The following is a 21630-nucleotide window of genomic DNA, read 5'->3' as shown; positions in this document are numbered from 1 at the left end:
CCGCAAAATAGCAAAGCGGAGGCATTTATGGACACGGTCATCGGCATCATCGGCGGATCTGGCGTCTACGACATAGACGGTCTAAGCGACGCGACATGGACAAAAGTGGACAGCCCATGGGGCGACCCGTCCGATCTGATTCTAACAGGCTCGCTTGACGGGGTGAAGATGGCCTTCCTGCCACGTCACGGGCGCGGCCATGTGCATGGCCCGTCCGACGTGCCCTATCGTGCCAATATCGACGCCCTCAAACGCTTGGGTGTGACAGATGTAATCAGCGTTTCCGCCTGTGGCTCGTTTCGCGAAGACATGGCGCCGGGCGATTTTGTCATTGTAGATCAATTTATTGACCGCACTTTCGCGCGAGCGAAAAGCTTTTTCGGGTCGGGTTGTGTGGCCCATGTTGGCTTTGCCCATCCGACCTGCCCGCGCTTGTCGGCTGCTTGTGCCTCATCAGCGCGTGAGGCGGGTGTCACAGTCCACGAGGGCGGCACCTATCTGGCGATGGAAGGCCCGCAGTTTTCGACCCTCGCCGAAAGCCGGATGTATCGCGACCAATGGGGCGCACATGTGATCGGCATGACCAATATGCCCGAGGCCAAACTGGCCCGCGAGGCCGAGCTTTGCTACGCCTCGGTCGCGATGGTCACCGACTATGACTGCTGGCACCCGGACCATGACGAGGTTGACGTGGCGCAAGTGATTGCAACGCTCACTGGCAATGGCGACAAGGCGCGCCGGATGGTCGCTGGTCTGCCTGCGCTTCTTGGTTCGGATCGCGCGCCCTGCCCACATGGGTGTGATCGCGCGCTGGACATGGCGATCATGACCGCACCTGACAAACGCGACCCGGCGCTTTTGGCCAAACTGGATGCGGTCGCGGGGCGTGTTCTATGACCATGCGCCCCTTGCGTCATTCATCGCTTTGCGCCACACCAAGGCCGACTATTTTTTGAAAGGCGTCCGCATGAACAAGGGCAAGACCGTCAAGGACTATATCCGCACCATCGTCGACTTCCCGCATGAAGGCATCCTGTTTCGCGATGTGACGACGCTTTTCGCCGACCCGCGCGGGTTTCGTATGGCGGTCGATCAGATGCTGCATCCCTATGCGGGTATGCAGATCGACAAGGTGATCGGGCTCGAGGCACGCGGTTTCATTCTGGGTGGCGCGATTGCCCACCAATTGACCCTTGGCTTCGTGCCTATCCGCAAAAAAGGGAAACTGCCCGGCGCCACGCTGTCACAATCCTATACGCTGGAATATGGCGAAGCGGTGGTGGAAATCCATGATGACGCGATCCAACCCGGCGAGAAGATCTTGCTGGTCGATGACCTGCTTGCGACGGGCGGCACCGCCGAGGCTGGCATCAAATTGATCGAACGGCTGGGCGGCGAGATTGTTGGCTGCGCGTTCATCGTTGACCTGCCGGAATTGGGCGGGCGCAAGCTGATCGAAGAAATGGGCATGGATGTCCATGTTCTGTGCGAATTCGACGGCCTGTGAACTTTGCGTTAACTTCGATGCCCTAAACCAGTTCTTGCCTGAGATTATTTCAGGCGCTGCTTGCTAGCATGACATTTCGTGCAACGCCCCGTCCCACCCTGGCGGGGCGTTTTCTTTTGCGATTACGTAGTGATATTTTACAACTAATCGGCTGTTCAGTCGAAGATGACGCCCGGATTCATGATACCCACCGGATCAAGCGCATCTTTGATTTTGCGCATCGCAACAAGGCGCGCTGGGTCGCCGTAGCGTTTCAACTCGGTGGGCTTGAGTCGACCAATTCCATGCTCGGCGCTGAATGATCCCTCATGGCTCTGCACCAGACCATAAACGATATCCCGCACCTCTTGACGCACATGGATAAAATCGGCCGCAGACTGACCATCTGGTGGAAACACGTTGTAATGCAGATTGCCGTCACCCAGATGTCCGAATGCGTTGACGCGAAACGGGGCGCGTTGCAGCAGGGCATCGTCAGCCGCGGCTAAAAAGGCGGTGATGGCGGACAGGGGCAGCGAGATGTCGTGTGAGCTGATCGCACCAATGACTTTGTTGGCCAACGGAATCTCTTCGCGCAGCTTCCAAAGGGCCGCACGCTGGCCATCACTTTGCGCGATCACACCGTCATAGGCCAGCCCGGCTGATACAGCGGCCTCAAAAAGGCTGGTCAGTTCGGCGTCGGGATCTTGCGTCGGTCCCAAGCCAAGCTCGATCAAAACTGACCAGTTGGGTCTGTCGGCAAATGGCTGCGCGCCGCCCAATCCGGCAGCCACCAGAAAGTCCAATCCGGTGCCCTTGATCAACTCAAACGCACTGATTGCTTGCCCCAATTGTGCCTGCGTCAGTGACAGAAGCTCCAACGCTGTAGAGGGATCGCGCACCGTCAAAAGCGCCGTGCCTTGACGGGCGGGTTGTGGAAAAAGCCGCAGGCTGGCGGCAGTTATCACGCCCAGAGAGCCTTCGGCCCCACATAACAGGGCCCGCAGGTCAAACCCCGTATTGTCCTTGCGCAACCGTTTCAAACCGTGGTGCACCGACCCGTCGGGCAACACGGCCTCGACCCCAAGGCACAGGTCGCGCGCCGATCCATAGCGCAGCACATTAACCCCGCCTGCATTGGTCGACAGGCACCCGCCGATCCGGCATGACCCTTCGGACGCCAGCGACAAGGGGAACAGACGCCCGGCTTCCTCTGCTGCGGCCTGAACATCCGCGAGCACCGCACCCGCTTCTGCCACCAGAACATTCTCGGCTTCATGAACGGCGCGAATACGGGTCATCCGTTCGAGGCTTAGTATCACAGGCTGCGCGTCCGGCATGATTTGCCCACCCACAAGTCCAGTGCCGCCGCCATAAGGCACGACCGGAACTTGAACGTCGGCACAGGCACGAATGATGGTGGCTACTTGGTCGGTGGATGAAGGGGCGAGAAGAAGACCACCGCCGCCGTGAAACAGCCCGCGCGGCTCTTCCAGATAGCGGGGCTCCAGGGGTCGAAACACCGCTTCCGGCAGCTTTGTCCGTAAACTTGCTTCAAAAACACCATCGGCAGAATTCACGCCCGCGCCCTCATTCTCTGATCACTAATATCCGGCGAGCGCTCCTGTCAGGAAACCGGTCGCCCTAGCCCGCCTGCGTGCGTCCGCGCCGGTCTGATCGAAGGTTGGCATAAAGCACGTGGTTTCGCCAGCGTCCGTTGATTTGCAGGTAGCTTTGCGCCACGCCTTCATATTTGTAGCCGACCTTTTCCAGCACCCCGCGCGAGGCGGCGTTTTCCGGCAAGCACCCTGCCTCTAGCCGCGACAGGTCAAGCTCATTGAACGCGTAATGCACCATGGCTTCCAGCCCTTCGCGCATATAGCCCTGGCGCGCAAACCGTTCGCCCACCCAATAGCCAGTCGTTCCAGCTTGGGCGGGGCCACGCCGGATGTGATCCAGCGTGACCGCACCAACCAGCACGTTGTCAGCGCGGCGAAACATAAACAGCGGAAGCGCCGTCCCCCCTTGGATCGCGCGGTTGGCCCAATAGACCCGGTTGGTGAAACTTTTGCGGCTCAGGTGATCTTTCGCCCATGTCGGCTCCCACGGGGTTAGAAACTCGCGCCCGGCCGCGCGCAACGCCGACCACGCGCGGAAATCGCCATGCGCAGGCGGGCGGAGGGTCAACCGTTCTGTGTCGAGCCTAACCTTCTTGGATCGCCCCAGCATCAGGCCGCGCGCCTGTCTTGCAGCGCCTCAAGGCTCAGGGCCTTTTCAGCCGGGCCATAGACAGCCATCGCCATCTTGCCCGTGGTCAGGCTGGCCCCGAAGCCGCGCATATCGGCAAGCGTTACCGCATCAATCTTTTCGACAGCTTCAGACAAGGGGGGCACGCGATCCCAGATGGCGACCAGTCGCGCCATTCGTTCTGCCCGCGCCGAGGGGCTTTCCAACCCCATCAGCAGTCCCGCTTTCATCTGGACACGCGCGCGCTCCAACTCGCGTTCCGTCATATCGCTTGCAGCGCGCTTCATCTCGTCGATGCACAGCGTGGACAGGTCGGCGATGTCATCGCCCGACGTGCCCGCGTAGATCGTCATCATTCCGGTGTCATCATAGGCGCCAAGTTGCGAGAAGATCGAATAGCACAGCCCGCGCTTTTCGCGCACTTCCTGAAACAAACGCGAGGACATGCCGCCGCCCAAGGCGGAGCTGAACAGTTGCGCCGCGTAAAACGCATCGTCACGATAGCTGGGAGCTTCGAGGGCCAGGGTGAAATGGACCTGCTCCAGCCCATTACGTACCTCGACCCGTTCGCCGCTGGACCAACGTGCACCATCTATCGCGCGCGACTTGCTTGGGCGCAGATGCCCAAACGCGGCTTCGGCCAAACGCAGGATTTGGTCGTGATCGACCGCACCAGCGGCCGACAGGATCAACTGATCCGGCCCATAATGCTGGTCAACGAAGGACGACAAATCACCGCGCCCGAACGATTGCACGCGTTCCGCCGGGCCAAGAATAGTTCGCCCTATGGGTTGATCGGGGAAGGCGACCTCTTGCAGCCAGTCAAACACCACATCGTCGGGTGTATCCAGCGCTTGGCCGATTTCCTGCAAGATCACGCCGCGTTCGATCTCGATCTCGTTTTCATCGAACACCGGGTTCAAGACGATGTCCGATATCACGTCCAGCGCCAGCGCCACGTCGTTCTTCAGAACGCGCACGTAATAGGCCGTTACCTCGCGCGAGGTATAGGCGTTGATATAGCCACCCACGTCCTCGATCGCCTCGGCAATCTCAAGGGCTGAGCGTTTTTGGGTGCCTTTGAAGGCCATGTGCTCAAGGAAATGTGCGATGCCGTTCTGGGCGGGCGTCTCGTGGCGCCCCCCTGCCGTCACCCACACCCCGATCGAGGCGCTTTCCAGCCCCGGCATCGCTTCGGTCACCACGCGCACGCCATTCGGCAATCTGTCCAGTTTCACAGTCATGTGGCGTTACCGTCCCGTCCGTTCACGGATCAAAGCTTCCAGCGCGCCCAGATCATTGGCCACCCGCGTCATGCGTTCGTCGCGGTCAAACAGACCGGACATGCGGGGGGGCAGCGGCGCGTCCTGACCGCAGGCATCTTTGACCGCTGCGGGGAATTTCGCCGGATGCGCTGTGGCCAGCGTGATCATCGGACTGTCGCCCAGATGGTCCTCGGCCACTTTCACTCCAACTGCGGAATGCGGACACAGAACTTCGCCCGTGCGCGCGAACGAGGTTTTGATTTGCGCCATGGTTTCGTCCTCGGACGCGCGCCCGCTGTCGAAGGTTTCGCGCAGAAACTCCATCGCGCCTTGGCTGATTTTGAAACCGCCGTTTGACAGGTCTGCCATCTGGTCCGCGACCACTTTGCCGTCGCGCCCATAGGCGTCAAACAGCACGCGCTCAAAATTCGACGACACCTGAATGTCCATCGACGGGCTGATCGAGGGCGTGACCCCCGCCTTGGTATAGGCGCCGGTTTCCATCGTGCGGTGTAGAATGTCATTTTGATTGGTGGCGATCACCAGTTGGTCAATGGGCAGGCCCATCTTCTTGGCGATATAGCCTGCAAAGATATCCCCGAAATTGCCGGTGGGGACCGTGAAGCTGACCTTGCGGTGCGGCGCACCCAAGGCAACGGCCGAGGTGAAGTAATACACAACCTGCGCCAGCACCCGCGCCCAGTTGATCGAGTTCACGCCGGCCAGTTTCACCGCATCGCGAAACTCGAAATCGTTGAACATGTCTTTCAGGCGGGCTTGGCAATCGTCGAAATCACCATCCATGGCCAGCGCGTGGACGTTGGCCTCGGTCGGCGTGGTCATCTGACGGCGCTGCACGTCCGAGACGCGGCCATGTGGGAACAGGATGAACACATCGACCGCATCCAGCCCCTTGAATGCCTCAATGGCAGCAGACCCAGTATCGCCCGACGTCGCCCCCACGATGGTCACTTTTTCGCCCCGGCGGCTGAGCGCCACTTGGAAAAGCTGGCCAATCAGCTGCATCGCGAAGTCTTTAAACGCCAGCGTGGGGCCGTGGAACAGTTCCAGCAAGAAATGGTTCGCACCAAGTTGCACCAGAGGCGCGCGGGCGTCGTGATTGAACCCTGCATAGGCTTTGGCAATGATGTCGGCGAATTCCTCGTCAGTGAAGGTGTCGGACACGAAGGGGCGCATCACGCGAAAGGCGACCTCTTCATACGGCAACCCGGCCAAGGCGGCGATGTCGCCTGCGCTCATGGTTGGCACGGTCTCGGGCACGTAAAGGCCGCCGTCGCGGGCAAGACCCGTCAGCATGGCATCTTCAAAGCCGAGGTCCGGGGCGTCACCACGGGTAGAGATATAGCGCATTTCAGTCGTTCCTTGGGATGCGAGTGTCACGTGTTCGCCGCTTCATACGCCAAAGCGCAAAGCCTGTCATCATCACCCATGTCGCGGCCATCAAAAACCACGTCATCGCGTATTCCAGATGGTCGTTGGGAATGCCAGCACTGGTCACGGGCATTGGGGTGATCGCAGCTTCGGGCGGGGTTGTCTGGCGGGCGGTGATCAAGATGGGGCGTGTGCTCAAAGCCGCGGCCATCTGGCCGATATCGCGGGCAAACCATATGTTATCCGTCGGTTGATTGTCAGGCGTGGCATTGTTGCGGTCATCCGGCCAATGCAGGTTGCCTTCGACCGTGATCTCGCCCGCAGGCCTCGCAGGCATTGTGTCGGCCACGCGGATGAAGCCACGGTCAATAAGGACCGCGCCATCAGACGTCGTAAGTGCCGAGATCAGGCGGTATCCAGCGCCCGCATCCCGGCTGCTGACCAACACCCGCAGCGTTTCGTTGCCCATTGTGCCCGTAACCTTCACCGGCAGGTATTTGTCACGGGCAGGATCGGGCTGTGCGGGCAAATCCACCGGGTCCGCACCGATCCGCGCTTCGATGTCGGCCAACACGTCTTGTTTCCATTGCAACCGATCCAGCTGCCATTTTCCAAGGCCCAGAAACACCGCCAAGATGGCGATGCTAAGGCTGGCAGTCAGGATCAGGCGAAGGTTCATGCCGGTTTCCAAAAGCGCTTCAAGCGAAAGGGGCGCAGAGGTTGCCCCCTGCGCCCCGCAATAGGACTATTTGCGGGTTAGGTTCAACCGCCCCAGATATAGACGGCGGCGAACAGGAACAGCCACACGACATCAACGAAGTGCCAGTACCAAGCTGCGGCTTCGAACCCGACATGACTTTCAGGGGTGAATTGGCCCTGCATTGCCCGCACAAGGCAGACGAACAAGAAGATCGTGCCGACAATCACGTGAAAGCCGTGAAAGCCCGTCGCCATGAAGAAGTTTACGCCATAGATATTGCCTGCAAAGTCGAAAGCCGCGTGGCTGTATTCATAGGCTTGGAACACCGTGAAGATCGCACCAAGAAGCACGGCCAACGCCAGCCCTGTAACCAGATCCTTGCGGTTGTTTTCATGCGCAATCGCGTGGTGCGCCCATGTCACTGCCGCACCGGACAATAGCAGGATCAGCGTGTTGATCAGCGGCAGATGCCAGGGATCAAAAGTCTCGATCCCTTCAGGCGGCCAGACACCGTCAATGGCGGGCGAGCCTTCGGTCATCGGGTAAAGCGCGTGTTTGAAGAAGCTCCAGAACCACGCCACGAAGAACATGACTTCGGACATGATGAACAGGATCACGCCGTAGCGCAGGCCGATTTTCACAACCGATGTGTGATCGCCGGTTTCGCCTTCGTGGACCACGTCCGACCACCACGCGTACATCACGTAAAGCACCCCGGCCAAGCCGATGAAGAAAATCCACGGAACGCCATTGGCCATCCATTGGACTGCCCCGAAAAGCATGATGAAGCCTGCCACAGCCCCAAGAAACGGGTTAACCGAAGGCGGCAGAATGTGATAATCGTGGTTCTTTGCATGTGCCATAAGCGTATAGTCCCTGTTCTTCTGGCTCAGTTTTGCACTGCCGTCGCGGTTGGCGCAAGCTGCGCGACCTCTTCGGGCAATTCTGTTTCATGGAATGTGTAAGACAGCGTGATGGCTTTGAGGTATTTCGCCTCGCGATCATCAAGGATTTCCGGGTCCACATAGAAGGTGACCGGCATGGTCACGCGTTCGCCCGGCTGCAACACCTGCTCTTCAAAGCAGAAGCAGTCGATCTTGGTGAAGTATCCGCCGGCCGAAAAAGGCGCGACGTTATAGCTGGCGGTGCCCGCCACGGGGCGGTCGGTGGGGTTGTACGCCTCGTAAAAGGCCAAGCCCGTTTCGCCCAGTTTGATCTCCATTTCATGCTGCATGGGTTTGAATTCCCACGGCATTCCGCGTTCTTTCGAGGCGTCAAACCGCACCAGAACCGTTTGGTCCAGCACCACATCCGAGCCGCGCGTCGCAACAGCGGTTTCGCCGCCAAAGCCCGTGACCCGGCAGAACCAGTCATAAAACGGCACCGACGCCCAAGACAGCGACCCCATCAGGACCACCACACCGACCATCTTGGCGGCGGTTTTCTGGGGGCGCGACAGGCTCATTGGCTAACCTCGGTGCTTGTCGGCTCGGGTTTGTAAATATCGCTGACCTTGGCGACGGTCAGCCCATAGACCAGCCCGACAAACAGGATCAATGCGACGCCGACACCGACATTTCGGCTCAGGCGGCGTTTATGCAGTTCGTGATCAACCTTGATCGCCATCAGCCCCAGCCCCCCAAACCAAACGGTTTCAGTGACGCTTCGATCAGAAGGGCGCCGTAGTGCAGGAACAGATAGGCCAGCGACAGCTTGAACAAGCCGCGTTCAGCCTTGTGCTTGTCGGCATCGGACTGCGCGTCATCGCGGCGGAACACGTCCCACGCGCCTTTGATGAACATCGCGTTCAGAACCACAGCCACGGCCATATAGACCGGCCCACCGATCGAGGTCAGGCCCAGCGCAATCGCTACCACAGCCAGCACAAGCGAATAGCCCAGAATGTGCGCGCGGGTCGCAGGGCGTCCGTGGGTCACGGTCAGCATCGGCACGCCAGCATTGGCATAATCACCCTTGGTGAACAGTGCCAGCGCCCAGAAATGGGGCGGCGTCCAGGCGAAGGTCAGGGCGAACATCAAAACGCTTTCAACGCTGATGCCGCCGGTCGCAACGGCCCAGCCAATCATCGGAGGGAACGCGCCAGCTGCGCCACCAATGACGATGTTTTGCGGCGTCCAACGCTTTAGCCACATGGTATAAATCACGACGTAGAAGAAAATCGTGAAGGCCAGAAGGGCTGCGGCCACAACATTTGCCGCCAAGCCCAGCATCACGACAGCCATGACCGACAAAGTCATGCCGATGGCAAACGCGTCGCCTTCGGTCACTTTACCGGACGGGATCGGGCGTGATTGCGTGCGGCGCATCTTGCGGTCGATATCCGCGTCCCACCACATATTTAGGGCACCCGAGGCACCGCCACCCACGGCGATGAACAGGATCGCGGCCAGCCCAACCACGGGGTTCACACCAACCGGTGCGACCAGCAGACCCACAAAGGCCGTAAACACGACAAGCGACATAACGCGCGGCTTCAGCAGCGCGAAATAGTCGCCAAACCCGGCTTCGCGGGTGTCGGTGTTGGTTTGGATGCTGGCGTCGCTCATTGTTTTCTATGCAGTCTGGCTAGGGTGTTTGACTTACGAAAACCGCCCCGGCGGGGCGGCAGGATCAGGGCGCGGGCACAAGCCTGCCACCCCGGAAAGATTTACTCGGCGGTCGCGACCTGAACGGTCGGCAGCGATTGCAGGTCGCCTGCATATTCGTCGACGGCACCTTTCAGCCAAGCGTCATATTCGGCTTGGGTGACGGCTTTGACGGTGATCGGCATATAGGCGTGGTCTTTGCCGCACAGCTCGGAACATTGACCGAAATAGATGCCTTCTTTGCCTTCATCGACTTCAAACCACAGCTCGGCCAGTCGGCCCGGAACGGCGTCTTGCTTCACGCCAAAGGCCGGAATGGTCCACGAATGGATCACGTCAGCGCCAGTAACCTGCACAACGACTTTCTTGCCGGTGGGAACAACCATGGCGGTGTCAGTCGCGAGAAGATATTCAGCTTGGCTGTAGCCATGGTCTTCAAGCTCCTCACGCGCCAGAAGGAAGCTGTCAAAGCCAAATTCGTGCTCGGGGTATTCATAGCCCCAATACCACTGATATCCGGTTGCCTTGATCACCACATCCCCTTTGGGAATGACCTGTTGTTGGAACAGAACCGGCAGTGAGAATGCACCGATGAACACCAGAATGACGACCGGAACCAACGTCCAGATGATTTCGATCGGGGTGTTGTGGGTGAAAGTTGACGGTTCAGGGTTCGCCCGACGATTGAAGCGCACAATCACAATGGCCAGCAGCAAAGTCACGAAAATTGTGATGGCAAAGATGATATAGTTGATCATGTCATCCAGCCCCTGCGCCGCCTGCGCCACGCTGGTCGCGGATGGCTGGAAGCTCATGGAGCCGTCGACCGGCTTACCGATGATTTCCAGATTTTCCTGAGCCATCGCCTGACCGGCGGTCAGAATGGCAGTTGCAGTGGCGAAAAGGCTGCTGAAACGCATCATGTTCGTCTTTCTCTTCCCTGTGCGGCGCGGCCTGTGTGCTGACCCATCGGTCGGCGCGGCAATCGCTCGCTCATACCTCTCCCGGGCGCTGGCGCGGGAATCCTTGTTTCTCTTTGGTGAGAAACCATATTAGAAAGCTGGGAACAAGGAAAAATCTTCTCAGGTTAAGCATCAATTCGCACGATTAGCGCTATTTCGAGGTCCCCCAATGTCAGACGCCACACCGTTTCGCCCGTTTGAGACCCATCTGGACGCCGAACGCGCCCGATCCATACTGGCCGAGGCGACAGCTGGTGCCGATGACGGCGAACTTTTTCTAGAACGGATGCGATCCGAGGCGCTTGTTTTTGACGATGGCCGATTGAAAACGGCCAGCTATGACGCATCCGAAGGCTTCGGACTGCGCGCGATCAAGGACGAAACAGCGGGCTATGCTCATTCCACTGAAATCAGCGAAGCAGCCTTGCAGCGTGCAGCAGCGACCGCGCGTCTTGCGGTTGGCGACGGCGGCGGCACATGGGCTAACGCGCCCGCACGCACCAACCAGAAGCTCTATACCGACGCCGATCCCATGGCTGACGCAGGCTTCGGCCTGAAGGTCGAGGCCCTGCGCGAAATCGACGCCTTCACCCGCGACCTTGATGAACGCGTCGTGCAGGTCTCGGCCACCATCGCGGCCAGCTTGCAGGAGGTGCATATCCTGCGCCCCGACGGCGCTTTGGTGTCGGACACCCGGCCCATGACGCGACTTAATGTCTCGGTCATTGTTGAAAAGGACGGGCGGCGCGAAAGCGGTTCGTCTGGCGGCGGTGGGCGCGCAGGTCTGACGGGATTAATGGAACCTGCAACGTGGCAAGCCTCGGCCCGCGAGGCGCTGCGTATTGCTTTGGTCAATCTCGAAGCCGTCCCCGCCCCCGCCGGCGTGATGGACGTGGTGCTTGGCAATGGTTGGCCCGGCATCCTGTTACACGAGGCCGTGGGCCACGGGCTTGAGGGTGATTTCAATCGAAAAGGCACGTCCGCATTCTCGGGCCTTATTGGCACGCAAGTTGCGGCGAAGGGTGTCACGGTTGTCGATGATGGCACAATTCCTGATCGACGTGGGTCACTGACCGTCGATGACGAAGGCACGCCAACGGGCCGTGCGGTGTTGATCGAGGACGGTGTGCTGGTCGGTTACATGCAAGACCGCCAGAACGCCCGCCTGATGGGCGTCGCACCCACCGGCAACGGGCGGCGACAAAGCTATGCCCATGCCCCTATGCCGCGCATGACCAATACCATCATGGAAAGCGGAACCGCCACACCCGAGGACGTGCTGGGCGAGTTGAAAGACGGCATCTATGCGGTTGGTTTCGGCGGCGGGCAGGTCGACATCACCAACGGCAAGTTCGTGTTCAGCTGCACCGAGGCTTACCGCGTCGAGGACGGCAAGGTGGGCGCGCCGGTCAAGGGCGCGACCCTGATCGGCGACGGCCCTGCGGCAATGAAACAGATCCGCGCCATTGGCAATGACATGGCAATGGACCCCGGCGTCGGCACCTGCGGCAAGGCCGGGCAATCCGTTCCCGTGGGCGTGGGCCAGCCGTCGCTGCTGATCGGCGGGCTAACCGTGGGCGGTTCGGCTGCGTGAGTGACCTGCGCGCGCGATCTTTATCGATTGTGGGCGCAGCTTTGGTGTTGATGTTCTATTCAGAACTGTTCTTTCTGAACGACGGCCCAACCAAAACCGTCACCGACATCCTGACCCGGCCCAGCGCTGCGGCTGTGGAACTGCTGGAGTTGACCACCTATTACGCATTCTTCGCGTGGGGGCTTTTGCTGGTTCTGCCCTATGCTGAACGGCTTGGGCTGGCCGGAATCATCTTGGCCGGATGCATTTTCGGCTGGGTGACCGAAGGCACAATCATCCCGATCGTGTACGAGGCTCCGCCGATTTCCTGGGTCTGGCCCTCGATCAGCTGGCACGCGATGGTTGATGTGTTGCTGGGGCTGTTCATCGTGCGGTTTGCGATGCGGCGACTCGGCTGTGTTGCATTGGCTTTGCTGTTCACCACTATGGGCATTGCGTGGGGCGTGTGGGCAACGTGGACATGGGGCGAGCCAACCATGCCACGATTATCCCCAGCAGTTTTCTTGTTTTTCGCCTGTACCAGCGCCGCGATCTGGCTTGGGGGAATGGCTCTTCTGGATCGTAGCGGGCCATGGCAGGCGACCCGCCCGGAAAAATGGGGCATCGCAGGTGTAACCGTTGCGCTCGGGCTGCTGATGGCGACGGCTGGCTTGCCGTTTTCGGTCGGTATCATGGTGATCGCAGGCGCAACTTGGTGGCTGCTCGTCCGAAAATCAGAACGCCTTAGCGAGTCCGACTGGCGCTTGCCGTCTGGCCCGGTGAGGCTGACCACCTACGGCTTAACGCTTATCGTCCCGGCCACAGCAAGCGTAACCTATTGGCTTGTTTGGACAAACGGCTGGCACATCCCGATCGAGGAGGTTGCCGGGCTGGCAATGATTGCGGGGGCCTTGGTCTTTTTTTGGGCCATCTGGCGCGCGTTCACCACCCGTTAACCAATGCCGTCGCATGGTTAATCCGCAAGAGACGGAATCAATCATGCCCATGGAAATGTCACCTTCCCTAACTCACCCCACACCCTCCCCTCAGTCAGAGGAAGATGAACTGGCTTGGATCCGTCTCTTGCGATCGCGCCGGGTCGGCGTGGCAACATTCTTTCGGCTGCTGGCAGAACACGGATCCGCGCAAGAAGCGCTTCGGGCGCTGCCTGACGTGGCCGCAGAAGCGGGCGTAAAAGGCTATGCCCCCTGCCCGGTCGAGGTCGCAGAGGACGAACACCGCCGCGCGCGTTTCGCGGGTGCCAAAATGGTGGCATGGGGCACGCCGGACTACCCGGAGCTATTGTCAGAAATTCCCGATCCCCCCCCGTTTTTCTGGGCGATGGGCGACGTATCTTTGTTGCACCGCCCGATGATTGCATTGATTGGCGCGCGCAACGCGTCATCAATCGGGCTTAGGATGGCCCGCAAATTGTCGCGCGAATTAAGCGAGGCTGGTTTTACAATCGTGTCCGGGCTGGCGCGTGGCGTCGACACCGTGGCGCACGAAGTCGCGCTTGAGGCTGGCAACACCGTTGCCGTGATGGCGGGCGGCGTCGATGTAATCTATCCCAAAGACAACACGGTTTTGGGCGAAGAGATTGCGCACCAAGGCCTGCGCCTGTCCGAACAACCGCCCGGTCTGGCCCCGCAGGCCCGCCATTTCCCGCGCCGCAACCGGCTGATCTCGGGCTTGGCCCGCGCGGTCGTGGTGGTCGAAGCGGCCGCCAAGTCGGGGTCATTGATCACCGCGCGCAACGCGCTGGATCAGGGACGCGATGTGCTGGCAGTGCCGGGCCACCCGTTCGACGCGCGCGCTTCTGGCTGCAATTTCCTGATCCGCGACGGCGCGGCCTTGGTGCGCGGCGCACAGGATGTGATTGAAGCGATTGGCCCTGCCATTCCTGCGACCGTGGAACAGGAAACCACAGATCACCCCACCCACAGCGACATGGACGCACCCACGCCGCGCAACAAACGAACCCAGTCTGAGACATCAAAACTGCACAGCCAGATCCTGTCCCGACTTGGCCCCAGCCCCTTGGCCGAGGACCAGTTGATCCGGGATATGGGCGACCTGACCGGCGCGGGGTCTGGCGACATCCTGCCCGAGCTTGTCAGTCTGGAGCTTGAGGGGCGAATCATGCGTCAGCCCGGCGGCTTGCTGTCCAAGGCCCAGTGAACCAAGAAACAAGCATGAGTCATTCTGGTAAAGAAATATTACCAATTTTGACATAATCCTTGCGCAATCCCCACAAACCCTATTGCGCTGCAATGCAGCACCGCCTACGACTTTCACCCAAATTGGCTCATCGGCCAAAAACGGGGGAGAGTAAGATGAGGGACTTTCAGAAAATCCTGATTGCCAACCGGGGCGAGATCGCCATTCGCGTGATGCGTGCTGCCAACGAGATGGGCAAGAAAACCGTCGCAGTCTATGCCGAAGAAGACAAGTTGAGCCTGCACCGGTTCAAGTCTGATGAAGCCTACCGCATCGGCGAAGGCATGGGGCCGGTCGCAGCCTACCTGTCTATCGACGAGATCATTCGCGTGGCAAAGGAATGCGGCGCCGACGCGATCCACCCCGGCTATGGCCTGCTGTCCGAAAACCCGGATTTCGTGGATGCGTGCGAAGCAAATAACATCACCTTCATCGGCCCCAAGGCCGCCACGATGCGCGCGCTTGGCGACAAAGCGTCCGCCCGTAGGGTTGCCATCGAAGCGGGGGTGCCCGTCATTCCCGCCACAGACGTTCTGGGCGATGACATGGACGCGGTCCGCAAGGAAGCCGAGCAGGTTGGCTATCCGCTGATGCTAAAAGCCAGCTGGGGCGGCGGCGGACGCGGCATGCGCCCGATCCACGGCCCTGACGAATTGGAAGAAAAGGTGCTGGAAGGCCGTCGCGAGGCCGAGGCAGCATTCGGCAATGGTGAAGGCTATCTGGAAAAGATGATCACCCGCGCCCGCCACGTTGAGGTGCAAATCCTAGGTGACAGCCACGGCAATATCTATCACCTTTATGAACGCGACTGCTCGGTTCAGCGCCGCAATCAGAAGGTCGTCGAACGCGCGCCTGCGCCCTATCTGTCCGAAGCCCAGCGCGAAGAGATTTGCGAACTTGGCCGCAAAATCTGCGCCCATGTGAATTATGAATGCGCGGGCACAGTCGAATTTCTGATGGATATGGAATCCGGCAAGTTTTTCTTCATCGAAGTGAACCCCCGCGTGCAGGTCGAACACACCGTCACCGAGGAAGTGACCGGCATCGACATCGTTCAGGCTCAGATCTTGATCGCGGAAGGCAAATCACTGGCCGAGGCAACCGGCAAGGCCAGCCAATATGACATTCGCCTGAACGGCCACGCGCTGCAAACGCGCGTCACCACAGAAGATCCGCAAAACAACTTCATCCCCGATTATGGCCGCATTACCGCCTATCGCTCAGCGACTGGTATGGGTATTCGGCTGGATGGCGGCACCGCCTATGCGGGCGGCGTCATCACGCGCTATTACGACAGCCTTTTGACCAAGGTCACCGCTTGGGCGCAGACGCCCGAGAAGGCGATCGCCCGGATGGACCGCGCCCTGCGTGAATTCCGTGTGCGCGGCGTATCCACCAACATCGCGTTTGTTGAAAACCTGCTGAAACACCCGGCCTTCCTGAACAACCAATACACCACGACGTTCATCGACGAGACGCCCGAGCTGTTCCAGTTCATTAAGCGTCGCGACCGGGGCACGAAGGTTCTGACCTATATCGCGGATATCACCGTGAACGGGCACCCAGAAACCGAAGGCCGCGTTGCGCCAGCCGAAGATCTGAAACCCCCGAAACGCCCTGCCCCACGAACCGAACCGGCCGCAGGCACCCGCACCCTGCTGGACGCAAAAGGCCCGCAAGCCGTGGCCGATTGGATGAAAGCGCAGAAAAAACTGTTGATCACCGACACGACGATGCGCGATGGGCACCAATCGCTGTTGGCGACCCGGATGCGCTCGATCGACATGATCGAGGCGGCTCCGGCCTATGCCGCCAACCTGCCCGGCCTTTTCTCGGTCGAATGCTGGGGTGGCGCAACGTTTGATGTGGCTTATCGGTTCTTGCAGGAATGTCCGTGGCAACGCCTGCGCAACCTGCGCGAGGCGATGCCAAACGTGATGACCCAAATGCTACTGCGGGCCTCTAACGGCGTGGGATATACCAACTACCCCGACAACGTGGTGCAAGCCTTCGTGCATCAAGCCGCATTGACCGGCGTCGATGTATTCCGTGTTTTCGACAGCTTGAACTGGGTTGAAAACATGCGCGTCGCAATGGACGCGGTGATCGAGGCCAACAAGGTCTGCGAAGGCACCATTTGCTATACCGGCGATATTCTTGACGCGGACCGCGCCAAGTATGACCTGAAATACTATGTCGGCATGGCGAAAGAGCTTGAGGCCGCAGGCGCGCACGTTCTGGGCTTGAAAGACATGGCGGGCCTTCTGAAACCCGCAGCCGCGCGCGTCTTGGTCAAGGCCTTGAAAGACGAGGTCGGGTTGCCGATCCATTTCCACACCCACGACACTTCCGGCATTGCAGGCGCAACGATACTGGCGGCTGCCGACGCGGGCGTCGACGCTGTGGACGCGGCAATGGATGCGTTCAGCGGTGGCACCTCGCAAGCTTGTTTGGGGTCCGTGGTCGAAGCACTTCGCAACACCGATCGCGACACCGGGCTGGATATCTCGGCGATCCGCGAAATCTCAAACTATTGGGAAGGTGTGCGCGCGCAATATGCCGCTTTCGAAAGCGGTCTGGCCGCGCCCGCGTCGGAAGTTTACCTGCACGAAATGCCCGGCGGGCAGTTTACCAACCTGAAGGCGCAGGCGCGTTCACTCGGCCTTGAGGATCGGTGGCACGAGGTTGCGCAGACCTATGCTGACGTGAACCAGATGTTCGGCGATATCGTGAAGGTCACGCCATCCTCAAAAGTGGTTGGGGACATGGCGCTGATGATGGTCAGCCAAGGCTTGACCCGTGCGCAGGTCGAAGACCCCGAAACCGACGTGGCATTCCCCGACAGCGTGGTCGACATGATGCGCGGCAATCTGGGTCAACCTCCGGGCGGCTTCCCCGACTCCATTGTTCATAAGGTGCTGAAGGGCGAAAAACCCAACCGGGACCGCCCCGGCAAGCACCTCAAGCCGGTCGATCTGGAAGCCGCTCGCGCCAGTTTGTCGGAAGAACTTGGCGGGCTGACCATCGACGACGAGGACTTAAACGGATACCTGATGTATCCTAAGGTTTTCCTTGATTACATGGGCCGTCACCGGCTGTATGGCCCAGTGCGCACCTTGCCCACCAGAACCTTTTTCTATGGTATGGAGCCGGGTGAAGAGATTTCGACCGAGATCGACCCGGGCAAAACCCTTGAAATCCGCCTTCAAACCGTGGGTGAAACCAATGAAGATGGCGACGTCAAAGTGTTCTTTGAACTCAACGGCCAGCCACGCGTGATCCGCGTGCCCAACCGGATTATCAAAGCCACCACCGTCAAACGCCCCAAGGCCGAGGAGGACAACGCAGATCATATCGGCGCGCCCATGCCCGGCGTTGTGGCAACGGTCGCGGTCAGCGCGGGCCAGCCGGTGCATGAAGGTGATCTTCTGCTGACCATTGAGGCGATGAAGATGGAAACCGGCATTCACGCCGAACGGGATGCTATCGTCAAAGCCGTCCACGTTCAGGTGGGGGGGCAGATCGACGCCAAAGACCTTATGGTCGAGCTGGAATAGAACCTTCGCCTAGAAAAATACCGAAGGCCGTTAAAACATCGGCGGCCTTTTTTTGTTGATCGCACCAATCGGTTCAGAACATGTGAGCCGCAAAACAAGTCCAGAGCATAGTTTCACGCCGCGCTAGTGTCAGAATGGCAAAGTTGAGGGCGCGCATTGGTAAAAAACCGCACCGTTGGCGATTTTCCCCTTGCAGCCTTGCTGTGGATTTCATATCTCACGGCACACCGAAGGATGCGGGCGTAGCTCAGGGGTAGAGCATAACCTTGCCAAGGTTAGGGTCGGGCGTTCGAATCGCCTCGCCCGCTCCATTCGGTTCCCCGGTTCGGCCATTGGCTGAACAAACCCATCAGGATGCGGGCGTAGCTCAGGGGTAGAGCATAACCTTGCCAAGGTTAGGGTCGGGCGTTCGAATCGCCTCGCCCGCTCCAATGGGACTTCTCGGACAGATGTGACTGCACACGATTATCGGCGTCAGCGGACCCTGTTTTGCGTAAACTAACGAAAAAGGGACGCGCATGGCACGTCCCCTCTCCACCACGTCCCTTCCCCCTCAGAAAGGTAGTGCTAATTCAGGCGCTCAACGACTGACGATTTGCCAGTTCGTGGATCATAGATTGGATCTGGTTTCGCACCTTCACATCCGAAATCGAGGACAAAGCCTGTGCAGCCTTTGCTGTGCGTTCATCCATGGCTTCGTCTTCCGAGGTGCCGGCATCTGCCAGCCCCTCAAAGAAATACCCCGGTTGAACATTCAGAAGCTGCGCAATCTCGAACATTTTGCTGGCCGAGACACGATTGTATCCCGTTTCGTACTTTTGAAGCTGCTGGAACGACAGTCCCAACTGCTCCGCTACTTTTACCTGAGTCAGGCCGCGCAGCAGACGGACTTCTCTTATTTTCTTACCCACATGGACATCGACTGGATGGACCATTTTCTCACCATTTAATTGCTTCCCGTTAAAGGAGAATGTCAGGTTTGGTCGCCTGACCCAAGTGGTGAGTCATGCACAGGATGGGTACATTAATTTACCCATAATGGATGATTTATTTACCCAACTTGCCAAATATCTATTTAAAAACGATTTTTTCTGCGCTAAGCTGAATGGAATTATTCCAATTCCATTGCGGAAACAGTTTGGTGAACCCCGGCAAGGTGCAAATATGAGCCATCGGAACAGCCCGTCGCTTTTGTTCGAGATGCTGCGTTCGTTTGCATCTTTGGCGCGCACATTGAACCTTTCCGAATCCGTGCGCGAGCTTGGAAGCACCCGACAAACAGTCCGGCGCCACATCGCGTTGTTGGAAGAGTATAAGGGCAGTCCGCTCTTTACCTTCGACAACCGCCAATACGGCCTGACCGAGGATGGCAAAAACGCGTTGCGCGAAGCGGAAGAACTGATCGCGCGCAGCGAAGCTTGGCTGCACGATGAAAGCAAACACGTTAACGAGCTGTTCTATCTGGGCATGCAAATCGGTCAGGTTCCCTATTACCTGCAACAACATCCGTTGACCGCCATTTGGGACATGGGCTCGCCGCTGATCCAGTTTGGGTTTCATGCTTGGGCCCAGTCGGAAGGGGCACTTGAAAGCCCAGCGCTGGCCCCGCTGCGCCCGTATCTGATGGTGTTTCGCTTCAACGAAGACAATGGCGACTGGATCTGCACTGAAGTGGGCGAAAAATCCTCTTATGCGACGTGGTTTGGGTGGCAGAAATACCGATCCTCGGTCGGCAAAGGCATCGCCAACCTGCCCGGCGGCCCAGGGTTTGCTAACCTGCTGGCCAAACCCTTCCATGATGTGGCGACAACCCGTGGCATACGGCTGGACCATATCCACACACGCATCGGCCATGGCGAAAACGACGACCTGAAAGCAATCAGCTATCAACGGTTGGCGATGGCCTGTCGATTTGCCGACGGGGAATTCGCCCTTGCCACACTGATCGACCGCACCCGCAACGTGAAGATCGCAAATCTGAGCGACGAGAATCGAGATGCGATGGAGGAGCAATTCACCATGAATGTCGCGCCGCCGGGACGTGACACCTTAGATTAGCGGCTCCGGCGGCGCAAAAATGCCGCACAATGACACGCTATGTGCCACGGTTTGCACATATAATCGCTCGATTTCTCCCCATATCGCGAATTTTGCCGAAACGATTCGATAATATTCCCGCATCGGTTAAAATTCCCATGAAACACGTACGCATGGGAGATCATAATGACCATTCACGACACCTTTGCCGGGGCACAATTTGTGACCGCGATCCGCGATATGGCCCATGAACATGGCATGACGATTGAAATGGGGTCGGATTTCGACCTCTACGAACGCCACATCAATGCGCATCGCACCCATCAACCGCTCGGTGCGCCGTTTGACCCCAAGCGCCACGATCTGAACGAAGATACCGGCTTCTGGATTGTCGGCTGGAACGAAAAAGGCGAGCTGGTTCACACGCAGGCCATGCGCCTTTTCAACCTTGGTGGGCTTGCGTTGTCGGACTATCTGGATCAACGGTTCGTCGATTTCCCACCCACGGGCCTTGATCTGGACCTTGAGCGCAGCTGTTACAAACCCGGTCCCGGCGCAAAACGCATCAGCGGTAAAACGGTCTATCACGGCGAATTGTGGGTGAAAGGAGATGACCGTTATCGCGGAACGGGGCTGCCCGGATTGCTGGCCCGATTTGCGCTTGCCACCTGCGTGCTGCGCTGGTCGCCCGACTACATCTTCGGCTTCATGCCCGAACGCTATGCGTTTCGCGGGTTGGCAGAACGCGAAGGCTACATGCACACCGACCCCGGCGCGCTGGCGTGGTATCCCAATGGCAGCAATTCGGCATTGAAAGGCTTCATGACCTATATGGGTCGCGATGATCTGAGCCATCTGATCACGCTATGTCCGCGTGACTTCATGCTGTCGCAGGCCGCGTGATTACCACACCACGACGGGGACGGTATTTGCCGCCTTTCCTGCGCCCCCTTGCCCCCCTATAAGGGGCGCAGGCAGAAGAAGGACGACCCGATGCGGCGCGCAACGATCACCCGCAAAACTGCGGAAACGGATATCTCGGTTGAGGTCAATCTTGATGGAACCGGCAGCTATGACAACCAGACCGGCGTGGGGTTTTTTGACCACATGCTGGACCAACTGTCGCGCCATTCACTGATCGACATGACCGTGCGTGCCAAGGGCGATTTACACATCGACGACCACCACACGGTTGAAGATACTGGCATTGCATTGGGACAAGCCCTGACGCAAGCGCTTGGCGACAAAAAAGGTATCCGCCGCTATGGTGAATGCCACTTGCCGATGGATGACGCGCAGGTGCGGGCAGCACTCGACCTGTCGGGCCGTCCTTATCTGGTGTGGAACATGGACTTCACCGCCCCGAAGATCGGCACGTTCGACACCGAGCTGGTGCGCGAGTTCTTTCAGGCGCTGGCGACCCATGGCGGCATCACGCTGCATGTGGACCAGTTGCACGGCTTCAACGCCCACCACGTGGCCGAGGCAGGCTTCAAGGCCGTCGCCCGAGCGTTGCGTTTGGCCGTTGAAACCGACCCGCGCAAAGCGGACGCCATCCCCTCGACCAAAGGCGCGCTTTAAGCCG

The 21630-nt window shown here is 59.1% G+C and carries 20 protein-coding genes and 2 tRNA genes; 11 read left to right on the top strand and 11 right to left on the bottom strand.

The genetic code is table 11. The features are described 5' to 3' along the window. The first annotated feature begins 27 nt into the window (after positions 1–27). Together MUY35_RS12880 and MUY35_RS12875 are read left to right on the top strand one after the other, a co-directional pair. Positions 28–897 carry an S-methyl-5'-thioadenosine phosphorylase gene (locus MUY35_RS12880; protein ID WP_248369158.1) on the top strand — a complete coding sequence of 290 codons (870 nt, stop codon included), beginning with the start codon at positions 28–30 and terminating at the stop codon, positions 895–897. Between the two features lie 70 nt (positions 898–967). Continuing rightward, complete coding sequence (locus MUY35_RS12875) at positions 968–1507, top strand: adenine phosphoribosyltransferase (protein ID WP_248369528.1); 540 nt, start codon at positions 968–970, stop codon at positions 1505–1507. A gap of 155 nt (positions 1508–1662) precedes the next feature. On the opposite strand, the gene MUY35_RS12870 is transcribed toward MUY35_RS12875, so the two are convergent. The 10 genes from MUY35_RS12870 to coxB form a co-directional block, all read right to left on the bottom strand. Further along, the gene (locus tag MUY35_RS12870) at positions 1663–3066 is read right to left on the bottom strand and encodes an FAD-binding oxidoreductase (protein WP_248369156.1); all 1404 of its coding nucleotides are present in this window, start codon (positions 3064–3066) and stop codon (positions 1663–1665) included. Positions 3067–3130: 64 nt separating this feature from the next. After that, complete coding sequence (locus MUY35_RS12865) at positions 3131–3715, bottom strand: GNAT family protein (RefSeq protein WP_248369154.1); 585 nt, start codon at positions 3713–3715, stop codon at positions 3131–3133. Continuing rightward, entirely contained in the window at positions 3715–4977 is a 1263-nt protein-coding gene (locus MUY35_RS12860) for a pitrilysin family protein (protein ID WP_248369152.1), read from the bottom strand. Before MUY35_RS12860 ends, MUY35_RS12865 begins: the two co-directional genes overlap by 1 nt. A gap of 6 nt (positions 4978–4983) precedes the next feature. Continuing rightward, complete coding sequence (gene thrC, locus MUY35_RS12855; protein WP_248369150.1) at positions 4984–6369, bottom strand: threonine synthase; 1386 nt, start codon at positions 6367–6369, stop codon at positions 4984–4986. Between the two features lies 1 nt (position 6370). Then, positions 6371–7069, bottom strand: coding sequence for an SURF1 family protein (locus tag MUY35_RS12850; protein ID WP_248369148.1), 699 nt, complete (start codon positions 7067–7069; stop codon positions 6371–6373). A gap of 83 nt (positions 7070–7152) precedes the next feature. Further along, positions 7153–7953 carry a cytochrome c oxidase subunit 3 gene (locus MUY35_RS12845; protein WP_248369146.1) on the bottom strand — a complete coding sequence of 267 codons (801 nt, stop codon included), beginning with the start codon at positions 7951–7953 and terminating at the stop codon, positions 7153–7155. 26 nt (positions 7954–7979) lie between these two features. Then, complete coding sequence (locus MUY35_RS12840; protein ID WP_248369144.1) at positions 7980–8555, bottom strand: cytochrome c oxidase assembly protein; 576 nt, start codon at positions 8553–8555, stop codon at positions 7980–7982. After that, positions 8552–8716: a hypothetical protein gene (locus MUY35_RS12835; RefSeq protein WP_248369142.1), complete on the bottom strand. Its 165-nt coding sequence runs from the start codon at positions 8714–8716 to the stop codon at positions 8552–8554. Before MUY35_RS12835 ends, MUY35_RS12840 begins: the two co-directional genes overlap by 4 nt. Next, positions 8716–9657, bottom strand: a complete 942-nt coding sequence (gene cyoE / locus MUY35_RS12830) for a heme o synthase (RefSeq protein ID WP_248369139.1) — start codon at positions 9655–9657, stop codon at positions 8716–8718. The genes MUY35_RS12835 and cyoE overlap by 1 nt, the downstream gene beginning before the upstream one ends. A gap of 101 nt (positions 9658–9758) precedes the next feature. Next, positions 9759–10616 carry a cytochrome c oxidase subunit II gene (gene coxB / locus MUY35_RS12825; RefSeq protein ID WP_248369526.1) on the bottom strand — a complete coding sequence of 286 codons (858 nt, stop codon included), beginning with the start codon at positions 10614–10616 and terminating at the stop codon, positions 9759–9761. Positions 10617–10827: 211 nt separating this feature from the next. Between coxB and tldD the strand changes: the two genes are divergently transcribed. The 6 genes from tldD to MUY35_RS12795 all read left to right on the top strand — a co-directional run bounded on the left by tldD (position 10828) and on the right by MUY35_RS12795 (position 18439). Next, complete coding sequence (gene tldD / locus MUY35_RS12820; RefSeq protein WP_248369137.1) at positions 10828–12252, top strand: metalloprotease TldD; 1425 nt, start codon at positions 10828–10830, stop codon at positions 12250–12252. Continuing rightward, positions 12249–13187, top strand: coding sequence for a hypothetical protein (locus MUY35_RS12815; protein WP_248369134.1), 939 nt, complete (start codon positions 12249–12251; stop codon positions 13185–13187). The genes tldD and MUY35_RS12815 overlap by 4 nt, the downstream gene beginning before the upstream one ends. 55 nt (positions 13188–13242) lie before the next feature. Continuing rightward, complete coding sequence (gene dprA / locus MUY35_RS12810; protein WP_248369524.1) at positions 13243–14412, top strand: DNA-processing protein DprA; 1170 nt, start codon at positions 13243–13245, stop codon at positions 14410–14412. A gap of 155 nt (positions 14413–14567) precedes the next feature. Next, on the top strand, positions 14568–18008 hold the full coding sequence (locus MUY35_RS12805) for a pyruvate carboxylase (protein WP_248369131.1): 3441 nt from the start codon (positions 14568–14570) through the stop codon (positions 18006–18008). 236 nt (positions 18009–18244) lie between these two features. Then, a tRNA-Gly gene (locus tag MUY35_RS12800) sits at positions 18245–18319 on the top strand. Positions 18320–18364: 45 nt separating this feature from the next. Beyond that, positions 18365–18439: transfer RNA gene (locus tag MUY35_RS12795), tRNA-Gly, on the top strand. Between the two features lie 141 nt (positions 18440–18580). Here MUY35_RS12795 and MUY35_RS12790 read toward each other — a convergent pair. Next, positions 18581–18943, bottom strand: coding sequence for a helix-turn-helix transcriptional regulator (locus MUY35_RS12790; RefSeq protein WP_248369128.1), 363 nt, complete (start codon positions 18941–18943; stop codon positions 18581–18583). Between the two features lie 229 nt (positions 18944–19172). Between MUY35_RS12790 and MUY35_RS12785 the strand changes: the two genes are divergently transcribed. The 3 genes from MUY35_RS12785 to hisB all read left to right on the top strand — a co-directional run bounded on the left by MUY35_RS12785 (position 19173) and on the right by hisB (position 21626). Next, a complete protein-coding gene (locus MUY35_RS12785) occupies positions 19173–20066 on the top strand; it encodes a LysR family transcriptional regulator (protein WP_248369126.1) in 894 nt (297 codons plus the stop codon). A gap of 165 nt (positions 20067–20231) precedes the next feature. Then, complete coding sequence (locus MUY35_RS12780; protein WP_248369124.1) at positions 20232–20948, top strand: hypothetical protein; 717 nt, start codon at positions 20232–20234, stop codon at positions 20946–20948. A 90-nt stretch (positions 20949–21038) separates the two neighbouring features. After that, positions 21039–21626 carry an imidazoleglycerol-phosphate dehydratase HisB gene (gene hisB / locus MUY35_RS12775; RefSeq protein ID WP_248369122.1) on the top strand — a complete coding sequence of 196 codons (588 nt, stop codon included), beginning with the start codon at positions 21039–21041 and terminating at the stop codon, positions 21624–21626. Positions 21627–21630 lie beyond the last annotated feature (4 nt).

Origin of the sequence: Aliiroseovarius sp. S1339, from assembly GCF_023195695.1 — a bacterium.
Classification (GTDB): domain Bacteria; phylum Pseudomonadota; class Alphaproteobacteria; order Rhodobacterales; family Rhodobacteraceae; genus Aliiroseovarius.
Note: the sequence above shows the minus strand (reverse complement) of the source record. Positions and strands in the feature narration are given on the sequence as shown.